The 16,532-nt window shown below is 55.7% G+C and carries 13 protein-coding genes; 7 read left to right on the forward strand and 6 right to left on the reverse strand.

What is annotated here, in order from left to right:
* Positions 1-150 precede the first annotated feature (150 nt).
* The gene (locus tag FRY97_RS13200) at positions 151-774 is read right to left on the reverse strand and encodes an NUDIX hydrolase (RefSeq protein WP_147168017.1); all 624 of its coding nucleotides are present in this window, start codon (positions 772-774) and stop codon (positions 151-153) included.
* Positions 775-797: 23 nt separating this feature from the next.
* Between FRY97_RS13200 and pyrE the strand changes: the two genes are divergently transcribed.
* The 3 genes from pyrE to FRY97_RS13215 all read left to right on the forward strand — a co-directional run bounded on the left by pyrE (position 798) and on the right by FRY97_RS13215 (position 3,447).
* A complete protein-coding gene (gene pyrE / locus FRY97_RS13205) occupies positions 798-1,430 on the forward strand; it encodes an orotate phosphoribosyltransferase (protein WP_147168018.1) in 633 nt (210 codons plus the stop codon).
* Between the two features lie 81 nt (positions 1,431-1,511).
* Positions 1,512-2,591, forward strand: a complete 1,080-nt coding sequence (locus tag FRY97_RS13210) for a M42 family metallopeptidase (protein WP_147168019.1) — start codon at positions 1,512-1,514, stop codon at positions 2,589-2,591.
* 4 nt (positions 2,592-2,595) lie between these two features.
* On the forward strand, positions 2,596-3,447 hold the full coding sequence (locus FRY97_RS13215; protein ID WP_147168020.1) for a UbiA prenyltransferase family protein: 852 nt from the start codon (positions 2,596-2,598) through the stop codon (positions 3,445-3,447).
* Positions 3,448-3,651: 204 nt separating this feature from the next.
* On the opposite strand, the gene FRY97_RS13220 is transcribed toward FRY97_RS13215, so the two are convergent.
* The 4 genes from FRY97_RS13220 to FRY97_RS13235 form a co-directional block, all read right to left on the reverse strand.
* Positions 3,652-4,581, reverse strand: a complete 930-nt coding sequence (locus FRY97_RS13220) for a hypothetical protein (RefSeq protein ID WP_147168021.1) — start codon at positions 4,579-4,581, stop codon at positions 3,652-3,654.
* A 128-nt stretch (positions 4,582-4,709) separates the two neighbouring features.
* Complete coding sequence (locus FRY97_RS13225; RefSeq protein ID WP_211356869.1) at positions 4,710-5,501, reverse strand: ion transporter; 792 nt, start codon at positions 5,499-5,501, stop codon at positions 4,710-4,712.
* A gap of 11 nt (positions 5,502-5,512) precedes the next feature.
* A complete protein-coding gene (gene priA, locus FRY97_RS13230) occupies positions 5,513-7,993 on the reverse strand; it encodes a replication restart helicase PriA (protein ID WP_211356870.1) in 2,481 nt (826 codons plus the stop codon).
* 169 nt (positions 7,994-8,162) lie between these two features.
* Positions 8,163-9,692 carry an FG-GAP repeat domain-containing protein gene (locus tag FRY97_RS13235; RefSeq protein ID WP_147168023.1) on the reverse strand — a complete coding sequence of 510 codons (1,530 nt, stop codon included), beginning with the start codon at positions 9,690-9,692 and terminating at the stop codon, positions 8,163-8,165.
* Between the two features lie 518 nt (positions 9,693-10,210).
* On the opposite strand from FRY97_RS13235, the gene FRY97_RS13240 reads away from it, so the two are divergent.
* Positions 10,211-11,197, forward strand: a complete 987-nt coding sequence (locus FRY97_RS13240) for a TerC family protein (RefSeq protein WP_147168024.1) — start codon at positions 10,211-10,213, stop codon at positions 11,195-11,197.
* Between the two features lie 220 nt (positions 11,198-11,417).
* On the opposite strand, the gene FRY97_RS13245 is transcribed toward FRY97_RS13240, so the two are convergent.
* Positions 11,418-11,852: a LexA family protein gene (locus FRY97_RS13245; protein WP_147168025.1), complete on the reverse strand. Its 435-nt coding sequence runs from the start codon at positions 11,850-11,852 to the stop codon at positions 11,418-11,420.
* 230 nt (positions 11,853-12,082) lie between these two features.
* On the opposite strand from FRY97_RS13245, the gene FRY97_RS13250 reads away from it, so the two are divergent.
* The 3 genes from FRY97_RS13250 to FRY97_RS13260 all read left to right on the forward strand — a co-directional run bounded on the left by FRY97_RS13250 (position 12,083) and on the right by FRY97_RS13260 (position 16,513).
* The gene (locus tag FRY97_RS13250; RefSeq protein WP_147168026.1) at positions 12,083-14,128 is read left to right on the forward strand and encodes a transketolase family protein; all 2,046 of its coding nucleotides are present in this window, start codon (positions 12,083-12,085) and stop codon (positions 14,126-14,128) included.
* A 250-nt stretch (positions 14,129-14,378) separates the two neighbouring features.
* Positions 14,379-15,821, forward strand: coding sequence for an SDR family oxidoreductase (locus FRY97_RS13255; protein WP_147168027.1), 1,443 nt, complete (start codon positions 14,379-14,381; stop codon positions 15,819-15,821).
* Positions 15,822-15,964: 143 nt separating this feature from the next.
* Positions 15,965-16,513 (forward strand): fasciclin domain-containing protein, encoded by a 549-nt coding sequence (locus FRY97_RS13260; protein WP_147168028.1) that lies wholly within the window; start codon positions 15,965-15,967, stop codon positions 16,511-16,513.
* Positions 16,514-16,532 lie beyond the last annotated feature (19 nt).

Raw genomic sequence — 16,532 nt, forward strand, 5'->3', positions numbered from 1 at the left:
GCGCATTGAGGGGGCAGCGTTTTGTGGCAGGGCGGAAAGTGTCGCAGATAAGCTGGCAGGGTCAACAAGCGGCTGTGTAGGGCTATGCCCCTGCGGAGCAGATAGCCACTCGACAATCACGGGATTTGGGTTGGCGGGCCATAGCGTTCATCAGCGCGCTTGCCTCAGCACGTCCACGATATTGGGGTAAACCGTCAGGCCTTTTTGGTTGAGGAAGGCCCCGATAGGCTGCCATACGGCCTGCTCGATGTCTTCTTCGGCCTGAGGCGTAAGCGCTTGTTCTGGGGCAGACATACGGTACCAATAAGTGGGTTTCAAGACGCGCCCGTCCTTTTTGTGCCGGTAGGTATGGTAGGTCGTGGCAATGAGCTCGTGCAGGCTCACTTGTTTGAGCCCGGTCTCTTCCTGTACCTCACGTACCGCTGCTTCCTCTGGAGATTCCCCCGGGTCGATTTTGCCTTTCGGCAGATCCCAACTGCCCCTGCGGAAAATCAGCAGCGCTTCGCCCTTATCATTGAAGACGAGGCCCCCGGCTGCGGGGATGACATTGAACTGTGAGCAGAAGTCGCGGAACAGCTGCTCAGCATCTTTGGCATAAAGCGTCACCTGATCAAAGCGGGCGTTCTTTTCGAGCAGGTCCATATAGCTCAGCACGCTGCGTGGGTTGCCAGTGTAGCGGGTAGCCATATGGCGGGGGTTGCTGTCGGGCTGAAAGCCGTCTTCCGGGAAGGCGCTAAGCAGCAGTGGGGTACCGTTGATGTAGATTTTGTACATTTGCCGAAAATTGACTGTCACGTATGGATTTAGCAGCGACTATCGCCAGCCATCTTCTGCAAATTAATGCAATTAAGCTGAGTCCGCAAAAGCCCTTTACCTGGGCAAGCGGAATACAATCTCCCATTTATTGCGACAACCGCATTGCGCTGTCTTTCCCGGAGGTCCGAAAAGCCATTATCGATGGGTTTGTAGCGGAGAGCAAGGCATTGGAGCCTTTTGATGTGGTAGCAGGTGTGGCAACGGCGGGCATCCCCCACGGCGCCCTGCTTGCAGACGCATTGGAGCTGCCGTTCATCTATGTGCGCTCCAAGCCTAAAGGACATGGGCGGCAAAATCAGATAGAAGGGCTGGTGAAAGAAGGGGCGCGTGCCTTGGTGGTAGAAGACTTGATCAGTACAGGGGGCAGCGCGGTGAAAGCTGTAGATGCGCTGCGGGAAGCCGGTATAACGGCCGCCGGCGTGCTGGCCATTTTTACTTACGGCTTTCCGGAAGCGGAAGCCGCTTTCCAAAAAGCGGGCTGCCCGTTCCGTGCCTTGAGCAATTACGACGCCCTGCTCAGTCAGGCAGCAGCTACCGCTTACATCAAAGAAGAAGAGGTCGCCGCTTTGTCAGCTTGGCGGAAATCGCCCAAAACCTGGGCGGCCGGGGAATAATCCGGATAGCTGCCTTTCCGATTAATTTTTATATTAGCAACTTGCACAGTACCCCTTTACCGGGCAAACCAAAAGCATAGCATGTCCATCATCAACAAGAAATCAGAAAGTTTCCTGCGCGCTTACCTCAACAATGCCTCGCCCACAGGGTTTGAGGCCCCGGGGCAGCAGCTATGGCTGGAATACATCAAGCCTTATATCGCCGAATGGCACCTTGATAACTATGGTACCGTCTACGGTGTGATCAATCCTGGACAGGAGTTCAAAGTCGTTATCGAGGGGCATGCCGATGAGATCTCTTGGTTTGTGCATTACATTACCGAAGATGGCTTCATCAACGTCATCCGGAATGGCGGCTCTGACCACATGATCGCTCCATCTAAGCGGGTAAACATCCACACCAAGCAAGGGCTGGTCCGGGGTGTTTTTGGCTGGCCGGCCATTCATACCCGGCATGGCGAGAATGCCAAGCTTGCCCCCAAGACGGACAACATCTTTATCGATGTAGGCGCGGCTAGCAAGGAGGAGGTCCTGGGTATGGGCATCCACGTTGGCTGTGTGATCACCTACGATGACGAAATGGAGGTGCTCAACGACCGTTACTACGTGGGCCGGGCCTTGGACAACCGCATGGGCGGGTTCTGCATCGCTGAGGTGGCGCGCCTGCTGCATGAGAATAAAGTAGCGCTGCCGTATTCCCTTTATATCGTCAATTCCGTTCAGGAAGAGGTAGGGCTGCGCGGGGCAGAGATGATCACGCAGGCCATCAAGCCCAATGTCGCGATTGTGACCGATGTGACGCACGATACCCACACGCCCCTCGTCAGCCCCAAGCTGCATGGGGATGTGAAGTCGGGCAAAGGTCCTTCTGTCACTTATGCGCCTGCTGTGCACAATAAGCTGCTCAATCTTATCATCGATACAGCTGAAGCCAAAGAGATACCACTGCAGCGCGAAGCTTCTTCCCGCCGCACGGGCACAGATACGGACGCCTTCGCTTACTCCAATGGCGGGGTGCCGAGCGCACTGATCTCACTGCCGCTCCGGTACATGCACACGACAGTAGAAATGGCCCATAAAGAAGACGTGGAGGCGGTTATCCGGCTGATTTACGAGGTGCTGCAAAAGATAGAGGACGGGCACAATTTCAAGTATTTTTAATCTTTTGCGGGCACTCCTCAAAGCGCTGCTCGACCTGCTGTTGTACAGCAACATCTGGATAGCTGTGGCAGCAGTGGCTATGGCTGCTCAGACACAGCTGCTGCTGGCCGGCCGTTTTATGCCTACTCCCCTCATCGGGTTCATTTTTTTTGCGACCCTGTTCCTCTACGCCGCCCACCGTATTGTAGGGCTTGCGCGCTCCCGCCCCTTCACTGCTGACGGGCGGTATGCCGTCATTGCCCGTTTCCGCAGCCACATCGTATTTTATGCCCTGATTGCGGGGCTCTGTGCAGGCATTTTTGCCCTTCGGTTGCCTCTTCGGCTGCTAGGCTGGTCTGCAGCGCCCTGCCTGGTTGCAGCTCTTTACGTTGCGCCAGTATGGAGAGGGCTCCGCCTGCGCGACCTGCCCTTCGTCAAAATTTTTTTGATCGCCCTGGCCTGGAGCTGGATCACGGTAGCCCTCCCGGCGGTAGAAGCCGGGCTGTCCTATGCTTGGCCTGCCCATCTTATGGTTTTGGAGCGGGCCGCCTTTATTTTTGCTATTACCCTGCCTTTTGACATACGCGATATGAAGGTAGACGCTTACAATGGGGTGAAGACGCTGCCTTCCGCGCTAGGTGCCCGTGCCAGCCAAAGGCTGGCCGGCCTTGCCTTGTTGTTGATGTTTGCCCTGGCTGCCCTCAACTACTACCTCAATGCGTACAGCCTCGGGCAGTTCGCTGCCCTCACCGCTTCGGCAGCCTTGTCTGGCGTGCTGGTTTTTTATGCAGAGGAAGGGCGGCCGGACTACTATTATACCGGCCTGCTCGATGGGATGATGGTGGTGCAGTTCGTTTTTATAGCTTTGGCGGGTTAAAAAAAAATCGCCCGGCTGTAAGATACATAGCCGGGCGTATTTTGTGAATGATGTAGTGTGGTATAGGGAAAGCGTTAAGCAGGCTCACCCCTCTTTGTTGGCTGCTCTTGCCGGGTTAAGCGGCCCGTATGGCATCAGCCGTTGATTTTGATGTAGTTGTAGTTGGTATGGTTTTCTCAAAGCATGGCATTCAGGTAGCCGGGGCTACTGCTCGAATTTGGCGAGCTTGTTGGGGTAGTCGATCGTGACGCTGAAGTACTGCAGGGCGTTGCCGCCAAGTGCGCCTTCCACATCCGAACCGCACATGCGGGAGTAATACTGCACATAGTTGGCATCTGGGCGGGAGCAGAACCAAACCGGCCCTGCTTTCTGCCCGGCAATAGTTACCTGCGGCACTTCGATCATGCGCACGTTGCCGAGCTCCGCATCCGCCTGTTCGATCACACGCCAGTCAGGGTGGAGCTGTTCCCACTGTTCAAAGATGGATTCGATGATGAAGGAGGCTGCAATGACCTCCTCCCCAGTCTCTCCGAGGATAGCTGCTGCCGTTTTGGCCGGGCGCATCCGTGCCCCAGAGTCGAGTATGACGGGGATGGGCATGCCATCTACCTCTATGAAGATACGGGGCAGGCTAGAGATGCGGTTGCCGCTTGCACTTTCCTTAAAATCTACAGGGATGGTATTGGCTTCAAGCGGGCTGAGCGCAGGGGCGTGGCAGGTCAGCATTTCCGAGCGGTAGTCGAAGTTCCAGCAGAACTGCCCAAACCAAGATTGGCCCAGCATGCCGTGCACGTCTTTTTCGAGGTTGGCCTGCCCATCGGGCAGCACTAGCGCAGAGTTGCGCTTGAGGGTAGGCAAGGCGCCGGTCTCGAGCACTTCGTTGATTTTTACGAATTGGTTGCCGTTGTCATCGGCTACAGAAGGCAGTGCGTGCTCCTGCATAGCCGATTCGCAGACAAATGCGCCGCCTGTAGTGTTGGCCAGGAACTGAAGGGTCCCGCCGGCAGAGGGGATTTGGGTGTAAATGAGCTGATTGCGGAACTCGACGTCGAGCTCGAATGCAGCGTCCTGCGCTGCCCCAGCTAAAGTGAAGAGCATCAGCGCGAGTGCGGTGAAGTTGAATTTGCTTGCCATTTGCTTTTTCTTTTTAAGTGTTTCATGAAAGTAGCGGGGGGCGTCTTACACTTAAGAGAATATCAAAAGGCGTGCCAATTTTTTGATGAGCCAGGCTGGACATTCTTTATCTTTTGATAAACAAAGAGTTAAGGTAGCTCTTTGTTGCAATGGGGGCAGGTGTGCCGGTGCGCGGCCTCTTCTTTTTTTCCAATCTCTTCCGAAAAGCCAGATGCGAGTATGCCTGTAGGCAAGGCAAAAAGCCCGATGCCGATGACTGCGATGATGCCGCCTAGCACGCGCCCTGCATTTGTGATGGGGTAAACGTCGCCATAGCCCACCGTGGTCAGGGTGGCGATGCCCCACCACATGGTATGGGGGATGCTGGAGAACGCTTCAGGCTGTGCTTCGTGCTCGGCGTAATACATAAGGGTGGAGGCCAGCAGCAGTAGGAAAAAAGTAAAAGTCATAGAGATGAATAGCTCTTCCCTTTTTTCCTTCAGCACTTTGTTGATAGCGGTAAGCGCCCGGGTGTAACGGTTGATCTTAAATAGGCGCAGCAGCCGGAAGATCCGCATCATCCGCACTATCCTCAGGTCTACCCCCAGCAGGGGCAGATAAAAGGGCAGCACCGCGAGCAGGTCAATGATGGCCAGTGGGGTCAGCATATAGCGCAGGTTGCCCCCGATGGGCTTTTCAAAAGCAGGGTTTTCATTGGCAGACCAAACCCGCAGCAGGTACTCCAAACTGAAAACGGCAACGGAAAAAGCCTCAAAGGCCAGGAAGCAGGCTTTATATTCGGCCCATAAAGAGGCCACAGATTCTAGGATAATGGCCAGGACATTCAGTGAGATCAGGGAGATGAGGAACACATCCACCCACCAGCTGAGGTCCCCCCGGCGCTGAGAAACATTCAGGATTTGGTATACACGTTTTTTCATAGCGGCCACAATTAATAAGGGTCTACATCGGTATTGACACGCACGCTGCTCAGCCCCTGCGCCAGGGAGAGGTTGTCTGTAGCCTCCCGGACGATAGCTTTCACTTTCTGCAAGTTTTTAGCGCCATGCGGTATTTTGATCATGAAATCGAGCAGGTAGTAGCCCCTCACCCGGGCAACGGTGGGCAGGGCAGGCCCCATGACCCACTGGCCGAGGGCTTTCTTCAGCCATTTCTCATACAGCCTTGCCGCCTCATTGACCCGCTCCGGTTTGGTGTGCTTGAGGGTGATCCGGATAAGCCGCAAATAGGGCGGGTAGTGGAATTCCTGCCGCTCCATCATCTCGCGGGCGAAAAAGCCGGCGTAATCCCCGTTCAGCACTTCCTGCAGTACAGGGTGGCTTGTATTAAAGCCCTGAATTAGGACTTCGCCCTGCCTGTGTTTCCGCCCGGCCCGCCCGGCTACTTGCATCATCAGCTGGAAAGCCCGCTCCCCGGCCCGGAAGTCGGGGTACTGCAGCAGCTGATCGGCGCTCAGTACGCCCACCAAAGCGACTTTCTCGAAGTCGAGCCCCTTTGTGACCATTTGGGTGCCCACAAGGATGTCTAGCCGGCCTTCCTCAAAGTCGTTGATGAGCCTTGCGTGCGCGTGCTTCCCCTTGACCGTGTCCAAATCCATACGGGCGATACGGGCTTCCGGGAGGTATACTTTGAGCTCGTCCTCAATTTTCTCGGTGCCAAACCCCTGCAGGGCTAATTTTTTATCCCCACATGCCGGGCAGGCCGGAGGCAAAGCTGCCTGATACCCGCAGTAGTGGCAGCGGAGGTTGTTGTGGAATTTGTGATAGGTAAGGCTGACATCACAGTGTATGCACTCGGCGTGCCAGCCACAGGTCGTGCAGCGGTAGACAGGGGAATGGCCCCTCCGGTTTTGGAAAAGGATGGCCTGCTCCCCTCGTCCGAGGGTCTGACGGAGGGAGCTGAGCAGCACCGAGCTGAAGTGGGACTGCAGCTTGCGCTCTTTTTGCTCCTGTTTCAGGTCTACCAATGAAATGCCAGGCAGCTTGAGCCCGCCGAAGCGCTCGCGCATTTGTACCAAAGCGTATTTGCCCTTTTGGGCGTTTTGGTAGGACTCCAGCGAAGGGGTGGCGGTGCCCAGCAGCACGCGGCTGCCGTGCAAATGGCCCAAGTACAAAGCGGTATCTCTAGCGTTGTAGCGCGGTGCCGGGTCGTATTGTTTGAAGGAGGGGTCGTGCTCTTCGTCAATGATGATGAGGCCAAGCTTCTGAAAGGGCAGGAAAAGGGAGGAGCGGGCCCCGAGCAGTACCGGCCGGCCGTTCAGGGCGCTATTCCAGAGCTCTACACGCTCGTTGTTGCTCATCCGGCTGTGGTAAATGGCGATGTCGCCCCCGAAGGTCTTTTCCAACCGGCTGATGATCTGAGTGGTGAGCGCGATTTCCGGCAGGAGGTAAAGGACTTGCTCCCCCCGGGCAATAGCCTCCTGCATGAGCTCTGTGTAAACCCTCGTTTTCCCGCTGCCGGTGACCCCATGCAGCAGTACCGGCTTTTCTGAAGCGAACGCCTGCTTGATGCCTTCCAGCGCAGTGGTTTGTTGAGCAGAGAGGTCTTGGGCATTGACCGTCTCTTCTTCGTATCCGCCCAACCGGCTGACTTCCCGGTCATAAATTTCCAGTATGCCCTTCTTTTCCATAGCCCGCAGCACGGTGCTGTCTACCTGCGCCTTGTCATAAACATCCTGTTTGCGCACAAAGTCCAGCTGCTTGGAGAGGTGGAGGTAGGCCATGAGCGCTTCCGTTTGCCGGCCAGAGCGGCTCAGTTTGTCAAAGGCTTCGTTCAAGGTGTTGGGCTGTGACGCGTACGGCTCTTGCAAGCGCACACAGCCTATCGTCTTGGGCTTATACTTCTCCTGCAGGTCCTCTTTGAGATAGATGACCCTTTTGTCGAGCATGGCCCGGATGAGGGGGTAAACGGACTTGCGCTGCAAAATGCCCCGGATATCGTCTATGGAAAGCTCTTGTTGAAGGGTCAGGGCTTCTGCGATAAGGTACTCCTGATCGTTGAGCCCCTCAAAGTCACGGTCGAACAAAGGGCTGAGCGTGACCACCGTTTCGCTGGCCAGTTTGAGGTTGGCCGGCAGGGCTGCGTTCATGACTTCCCCAAGGGTACAGAGGTAGTAATCGGCCATCCAACGCCATAGGGCGATCTGCGCTTTGGTGACGATAGGGGCTTCATCAATGACGGAGATAATGGGCTTGGTGTCATGGGCGGGCGCTTCGCTTTTCAGGCCGATGATGAGCGCACTGTACCGCTTGGATTTGCCGAACTGCACCTCCACCCGTTTTCCGAAAGCTGCTTCCTGGACAAGGGCCTCAGGCACACGGTAGGTGAAGGGCTTGGGCAGCGCGAGCGGCAATATGACTTCTACGTAAGTCGCGGTAGCACCTTCGGTATGGAAGAGCAGGGCATCAGCCATGAGTATAGTATTTGTTCGCTTTTTGGTGCAAATGCAACAGCCAGGGAGTAGGCCTGCTTGTACCATGCCCAATGCTGCCGAGGCTTTGGCCTTTCAGCGAATGTAGCCCAATTTGGGCAGTATAGTAAAGGATTGGTGGGCTTAATTTTGGGCCGTGCTCCCTATTGCCTTAGCGGGTCTGATTTTCCAGCAGCACAAAGGGTATGCCTTGTGCTGTCCACTTTTCGGCTTCTCCCCGGCTGGGCAGGACTTCAAACGCAAGAGACCCCAGCAGGAGGTCCTCGTCCCCATCTTGGTCGATGTCGGCCTTGTCCATCACTATCCACCGGCCTAAGGTAGACTGAGGGAAGGTAGAAGCCTTCATCTCCCATCCCCCCAGGTTCTCAAAAAAGACGAAGCTGGCTTCTGGCTGGCGCTCGAAATCTGGGAAAAAGGAGATGGCCGCAATGTCTATGTCCCCATCGAGGTCATAGTCGGCTGGCAGTGCGGCATATGCGCCGTGCAATGGCCAAAATTCGGCTTGCTCGAAATGGCCCTGCCCGGTATTGCGGAAAATGTAGATACCGTGGTATGGCTTCAATACCGGGGGATAATCTGCATTATCCCCGGCAGTGTAAATGATATCGTGCTGGCCGTCTGAGTCGTAGTCCATCAATTGGAAGGAGCTTGAGCCAAAAGATGGAGGCAGCCTAAGGGCCTGCTGTCGGGAAAAGTTGCCTTGGCCTTGGTTGAGGTAGAGGTCAAAGCCTTCGTCCCCCTGCCCAAAGAGCGCAAGGATATCGGGCTGCCCATCTCCGTTGAAATCTTCAATGGCAGTCTTGATCGCTCCAGGCGATGCCCGCAGGGTATGTGGGCGGAAGGTGCCGTTGGCCTGGGCTTCCCACCACGCGAGCCGGCCAGTCCATTTGGCAAATTCAGCCACAACAATATCTTCGAGCCCGTCCCCATTGAGGTCGGCAAAGGAAGCGTGCACAGGCCGCTGCAAGCTATCTATCCTTATGCGTGGCGGCTGGGCTCCATTTAAGGGGAGCTCGAGCATAAAGCCGGTAGGGGCATCGGTTGGGGAGAAGGAGCCCATGACTGTGGCCATCGCTTTGCCCTCGCTCAGGTGGAGGCTTACTGCCCCTTCTCTGACCTTGGCGCGCTGCTGAAGCCTCAGCTTGGCGTCGAACAGATATAAGGATTGGGTATGGGCATCTCCTACATAAATGCCACCGGGGGCGGCTTTTACGAGGGTAGTACTGGGCGGTGAGAGCGCGTAGTTGGGGAAGCGGGCTTGAAAAACCCGGGTGTCATCTAGCGGCAGCAGCTGGGGCGGGCCAAAGTCTTCCGGTGCATGCCTAAGGTAGTAGGCCTTTATCTTCTGCCAAGAGGCAGTGTCTATCAGTGGGGCCTCTGGGAATACCTTTGCCTGGGCAACCTTAGCCCCGCCCGGGCCGGCCTCGAGCAGGGCTTGGCGGGTGATCGTGCCCCCTTCGTATAGGCCCAGGAAATAGCCCATGCGCGGCAGCACGTACTCCTCCCAAGCCGCTTTCGGCAAGGAAGCAGGCTCCGGGAAGGCATGGCACGCTTGGCAGTGGATGCGCGCAAGGGCTTCGCCATCCGGACTGTGGCTTGGCCCCTTTGGCGGGCGGCGGCCACAGCTCCAAACGGTGAGCAATACTGCAGAACAGACTGAAAAGAGGATGAGGCGGTTCACTTTTTGCCTGCAAAAATAGCAGAGGGCGCCCAGCTTAGTGTTAACTGGCCATTAACATTCTGTATGGGGCCTGCCCCTGCCTTGCAGCAGGTGCCGCTATGCTGCGGGGCTCGCTCTTCGCTCGGCCCTATCGGGCTTCCCACCCCTCCGCAGCGCTAGGCCAATGCCATCAAGCCTGTAAAGCTAAATCCTGCGGCCTTTGGGCTTGCGCCCGATAACTTTTGGAGAGGACGGCTGTTTAATCGGTTGTACTTGCGTTCGCCCCACTGCCCGTTCGTCGGAAAAATCATGCCGTCAGGCAATCCCCATCTGCATAAAAGTTACTTTTTGCCACAAGGCATGGTCCTAATGGCAAATTGGCCCTTTCTGGCCAGTGGATTGAGCTGTAATTTTTTGACCACTAAAGGCCACGTGCCAGAAAAGGCTTAAGCGTGGAAATACGATCAAATAATTCGGTCTAGCCGCATTAGTGGTTTTGCCTGAAGGCGTCAAAAATGACCTGTTTTATAATTTAGCTTATGAGTATTTGGATAGGATTCATGGCCTTGGTTTTCTTTCTGTTAGCGCTGGACCTCGGCGTTTTCAACCGCAACCCGCATGCCATTTCGGCCAAAGAGGCTACGGGCTGGACTACCCTTTGGGTTTCCTTAGCCTTGCTGTTCGGCGTTTTTGTATACTATGCTTACGCGAATGCCTGGGTGGCCAATGAAGATGGGCTTTTGCCAAAAGAGGCGGCGCTCAAATACCTGACCGGCTATCTGGTCGAGCAGTCTCTAAGCATGGACAATATATTTGTCATTGCCATGATATTCACCTACTTCAAAGTCCCTCCCAAGTATCAGCACCGGGTGTTATTCTGGGGCATATTGGGGGCATTGGCCTTTAGGGGCATTATGATTTTCCTGGGCGTGGTGCTTATCAAAAAGTTCGCCTGGCTGACCTATGTGTTTGGGCTGTTCCTGCTGTACTCCGCCTACAAAATGTGGGCCTCCCACGAAGGGGTGCACCCCAATCAGAACCCTGTCATCAAATACGTGAGCCGCTTGTTCCCTGTGACCAAAGACTTCGAAGGCGACCGTTTCTTTGTGCGCCGCAAGCATATTTTGGCGGCTACCCCGCTCTTTATCGCGCTCCTTGTGGTAGAGACCACAGACATTATGTTCGCCTTTGACAGCATCCCGGCTATTTTCGCCATCACTACAGACCCCTTCCTGGTTTTTACTTCCAATATTTTTGCCATCCTCGGTTTGCGCTCCCTTTACTTTGTGCTGGCTTCTGTCATTGACAAGTTCAAATACCTACAGCAGGCTTTGGTCTTTATCCTCGCCTACGTTGGGGTGAAGATGCTGCTCGTGCATCAGGTCCACATCCCGGAATGGCTCTCTTTGTTGGTTATTTTTGGGTCCCTGGCAGGAGGAGTCCTTTTCTCGCTCTACCGGAAGAAGCGAGAAGACGATGCCCCCTCGCCGGCGGCAGAGGCGGAAAACCGTCAGGAGGTAAAGTAGCCTCGGGCACTGTAGCGTGAGGGCAAGCCCCCTCGCCGAAGGCCCTGTCCCTCTACCGGCGGCCTCTCGGCTTGTTCGGCTATGGGGCACAGCCAAATACCGGCATCGTGCTCCGTTCTGCCTAAAGCTGCTGGTCAATGGGTTGGGCCAAAGCCCGGTTGCGCCCCTCCCAAATGGGCTGGGCCGGGCAAGACAGGCACAGGCAGCACAGCATAAAGCATCAACCCTCCAATACATCCTTGACAACGCCCCAAATATTGAAGCCCATATCCGGCTCGACAGCCAAAACGCCTTCATTGTCCTCAAGGATGACCTCCTCTTCTTTGAGGAACAACCGCTTCAGGAGGAACTCGCCTTCAAGGAAAACAAGGGCCACATCGCGGTTGCGGGGGCTCACCTCCCGGTCCACTACTGCGATGCTGCCGGGAAGGTAGCCTGCTTCGGCCAGGTTGTCGGCACAAATCTGCACAAAGAAAGTCTGGGCCGGGTGGCGGATCAGCGCTCTGCTCAGGTCGAGCCGGATAAAGTGGTATTCCTCTCCGGGCAGGGGGAAGCTTTTCCCATCAGACGCTTCCACCTGCAGGTAGGGGGTCATATCTCGTTGCATGACTACCGGCACAGTCTGGAAATCTTCGAAAGCCATTAACTTGACCATTACAAATTGTTTTAGTGGCTACAATTTTAAAAACAAAAAATTTATAAAACAAGAATTTTGATTTTTTTTGTTTCAAATCATCCTGATTATTGCGGATAGCCGGAAAAAAGCAGAAAAAGCGCACGGTGCCCGCTATGGTCGGTCGGACTTTAATTATCTTCGGGCGACGATACTGCCGCAGGCATTGCTGCGGCACAACCTGGCAATCAAAAAACGATAACCTAGCAAAAATGGCAGAATCCAAGGTTTCTCAACGGGCAGCAGATAACATCCGCATCCTTTCCGCGGCTATGGTGGAGCAGGCCAAGTCCGGCCACCCTGGCGGGGCAATGGGCGGTGCAGATTTTATCCACATCCTTTTTTCTGAATATATGGTGTTCGACCCTTCGGACAACAGCTGGCCTTTCCGGGACCGCTTTTTTATGGACCCGGGCCACATGTCACCTATGTTGTACAGTCAGCTGCACCTGTTGGGGAATTATAGCACAGAAGACTTGCAGCATTTCCGGCAGTGGGGCAGCCCCACGCCTGGTCATCCGGAAGTAGACGTAGCCCGGGGGGTAGAAAACACATCAGGCCCTCTTGGGCAAGGGCATACCTTCGGTGTCGGGGCAGCTATTGCAGAGCGCTTCCTGGCCGCCCGTTTTGGGGAGTGGCTGGCCCACCGCACTTTCCTTTACATTTCTGACGGGGGCATTCAGGAAGAGATCGCGCAGGGCGCAGGCCGTATCGCGGGTTTTCTTGGGCTAGGCCAGGTGACCATGTTTTACGATGCCAATGACATTCAGCTTTCTACGGAGGTCTCCGAAGTCATGGATGAGGATACGGCAAAAAAATACGAAGCCTGGGGCTGGCATGTGCAGACCATAGAAGGCAACAACCACGATGCTATCCGCAGTGCATTAGATGCAGCTATTGCTGAAACCGGCCGCCCTTCTCTCATTATCGGCAAGACCGTGATGGGCAAAGGGGCGCTTACCGAGTCGGGGGAATCTTTCGAGCGTGAAGTGGAAACGCATGGGCAGCCGCTCAGCAAGGCCGGTGCTTCTTTTAGCGCTACCGTGAAGAACCTGGGCGGAGACCCTGATGCCCCCTTCGCGGTATTCCCGGAGGTCGCTGCTTACTACGAGGAAGTAAAGGCCGAGCGCAAGCAGCTGGCGCAAGAGCGCCGTGCGGCCTACGAGGCCTGGAAGGCAGAAAACCCCGAGCAGGATGCAAAGCTGCAGCGATTCCTTTCCCGCGAACTGCCAGATATTGACTGGGCAGGCATACCACAGAAGGCAGGCTCGGCTACCCGCAATGCATCAGGCATGGTATTGGCCTATCTGGCAGATCATGTGGAGAATATGATCGTCGCTTCAGCGGATTTGTCCAATAGCGATAAGACCAATAGCTTCTTGGCCAAAACAACGGCTTTTGCCAAAGGGGATTTTACCGGGGCCTTCCTGCAAGCAGGAGTATCTGAGCTGACGATGGCAGCCCTATCTGTAGGTATGGCGCTCCACGGCGGGGTCATCCCTGTTTGTGCCACCTTCTTCGTTTTCTCTGATTATATGAAGCCGGCCATCCGCCTGGCTGGGCTGATGGAGCAGCCGGTCATCTTTATCTGGACACACGACGCCTTCCGGGTAGGGGAAGATGGCCCGACACATCAGCCGGTGGAGCAGGAAGCTCAGATCCGCCTGATGGAGCAGCTGAAGAACCACTCTGGGCGCAACAGCTTCCTGGCACTGCGCCCGGCAGACGCAGATGAGACTACGGTAGCTTGGCGCATGGCCCTGGAGAATGCACATGGGCCGAGCGGCCTCATTTTATCGCGCCAGGATATTGCCAGCCTGCCAGCAAAGGGCAGCCGGTACGAAGCTGCGCAGGCTGCTGCTAAAGGCGCTTATATCGTAGAAAAAGAAACAGGCGGAGAGCCAGACCTCATCCTGGTAGCCAATGGCTCTGAGGTGGCTACGCTGGTAGAGGGCGCGGCTTTGCTGCGGCAGCGCAAAAAACTGCGTGTGCGGGTAGTCTCTGCCCCATCCGAAGGGGTTTTCCGCAATCAGCCCGAAGATTATCAGATGGATGTACTGCCCTTTGACATCCCGACATTCGGCCTGACCGCTGGCTTGCCGGTCACCCTCCGGGGCTTGGTGGGGCCTTTGGGAGAGGTCATTGGGCTGAGCCACTTCGGGCATTCTGCGCCTTTCAATGTCTTGGATGAAAAGCTGGGCTATACCCCAGAAAATGTCTACCAGAAAGCGGTGGATTTTCTGTCTGATTTTGAGTAGCATGCGCTGAGCAGGGGACAAGCCGCCCTTTGGCCAAAAATGCTGCAAAGCCGTGCCCGCTATCCTAGGGGGCACGGCTTTGCTTTTGGGCTATGCCGGATTTCAAACTTATTGAGTTGGGCGGTTTCCGTTTGAGGGGTTATCTTGTATGGGCCAGGGGCCGGACAGTGCATTGGCCTGCCCTGTTTCAGGGCAAAACGGGCCCCTGATGTATCAAGTCTACTTAACAACTGTACCAACGCTTTTCATTATGCGTATTTTGCTTACCGGTGCTACGGGGTATATTGGCCGGCGCTTGTTGCCTGTCCTGCTCGAGGCAGGGCATGAAGTCATCTGTTGCGTGCGCAGCGCCCTGAGCTTCGAAGTGCCGGAAGGCTGGGAAGCCCAGGCCTCGGTTTTTGAAGTCGATTTTCTGAAGCCTGTGGCCCACGCGAATGCGCCAAAAGAATTTGACGCAGCCTATTACCTTATCCATTCTTTGTCGGCAGCTATTGATGATTTTTCTGCCCTGGAAGAGCGGGCCGCACGCAACTTTTCTCAATATGTTTCCCATACTTCCTGCATGCAGGTCATCTACCTGACAGGGATCGTGAACAGCGAAGAGCTGTCTAGCCATTTGGAGTCGAGGCTGCAGGTAGAGCGCATACTTGACGAGGGGCCGGTCCCGCTTACTGCACTGCGGGCGGGCATCATCATCGGCTCGGGGAGTGCTTCGTTCGAGATCATCAGAGACCTGGTGGAAAAATTGCCGGTCATGGTCGCCCCTCGCTGGCTGTCTACCCGCTGCCAGCCCATTGCCATACGCGACGTCATCGCCATCCTCACCGGGGTGCTGATGAAGCCGGCTTACTTTGGGGAGAACCTGGATATAGGAGGCCCGGAAGTCCTGACTTACCGGCAGATGCTGCTTGGGTATGCCCGGGCCAGGGGGCTGAAACGGTCGGTGTTTATCGCGCCGGTCATGACCCCCCGCTTGTCTTCCTACTGGCTCTATTTTGTGACTTCTACCACTTACGAGCTGGCTGTCAACTTGGTCAACAGCATGAAAGTTGACGTCATCTGCCGGCCCAATACCCTGGGGCAGGACCTGGGCCTTACGTTCACCCCCTACGAGCAGGCTGTAGCTTTGGCTTTTGACAAAATCCAGCAGAATATGGTCGTCAGCAGTTGGAAAGACTCCTTGGTATCCAGCTCGCGGCAGGCCACCCTCAACCGCTATATCGAAGTGCCTACTTATGGCTGTTTTGTGGACGAACAGCAGGAAGCCCTTGGGGGGGCTTCTGCAGAAGCGGTATGGTCCAATATCATCCGCATTGGGGGGGAAAGGGGCTGGTACTACGGCAATGCCCTCTGGCGCTTGCGGGGCTATCTCGATAAGCTGGCCGGGGGGATTGGGCTGCGCAGGGGCCGTACCCACCCCGATCGCCTCCACCCGGGCGATGCCCTCGATTTTTGGCGGGTTTTGGTTGCTGATGAACAGCAGCAGCGGCTCTTGTTGTATGCCGAGATGAAACTGCCGGGAGAGGCTTGGCTGGAATTCCGGATCCGCAAAGGGGAAATGCTGATACAACGGGCGACTTTCCGCCCATCGGGCTTGCTAGGGCGCTTGTATTGGATGGCGGTACTGCCTTTCCACTTCTTCGTTTTCAAGGGGATGGCCCGGGCGATTGTGCAGTTCCGTGAAAAAAAATGACAACCCCGAAATCCATCCTTCTTCCTGTTTCGTAAGCTTCGGTGCCCGGCAATCTTGAGGGCGTACGCCCTTGCTCGGGCAAAACCTGCCGCCTTGGCAGGGGGTCACCTGGCTATTTTTTAATTCAAAACTGAAATGAAGCTATGAAAAAGTTGTTTGTCCTATCCGGAGCCCTTCTCCTGATGGCCTATTTTGCTGCGCCTCTGCTGGCGCAGTGCAGTGGGGCGAAAGCCCGCCTGGCCAGCTCACAGCCTGATATCGTAGGCGTAGCGATGTCCTCAAAAGCCCACACCACCCTTGTTGCAGCGGTGAAAGCAGCAGGCTTAGTGGAAACCCTTCAGGGAGAGGGGCCGTTCACCGTATTTGCGCCTACGAATGCGGCCTTTGAAGCTTTGCCAGAAGGCACGGTAGCCTACTTGCTCAAGCCCGAAAACAAAGCCAAACTGTCGGCGGTGCTGACCTATCACGTAGTGCCCGGGAAACTGACCGCTGAGAAAGTCCTGGCGGCGATCAAAGCAGGCGGTGGCACCGCAACGGTCACCACTGTAAATGGTGGAAAACTCCAGGCTATGGCCATGGACGGCGCGGTCTACCTCAAGGATGCACAGGGCAATACGTCTAAGGTGTCCCAAACCGACCTCATGGCCTCTAACGGGGTCATCCACGTTATCGACAGCGTGGTGATGCCCTAAACCATAAGGGAGGGGCAGA

It is taken from the genome of Phaeodactylibacter luteus (genome assembly GCF_007993045.1).
Classification (GTDB): domain Bacteria; phylum Bacteroidota; class Bacteroidia; order Chitinophagales; family Saprospiraceae; genus Phaeodactylibacter; species Phaeodactylibacter luteus.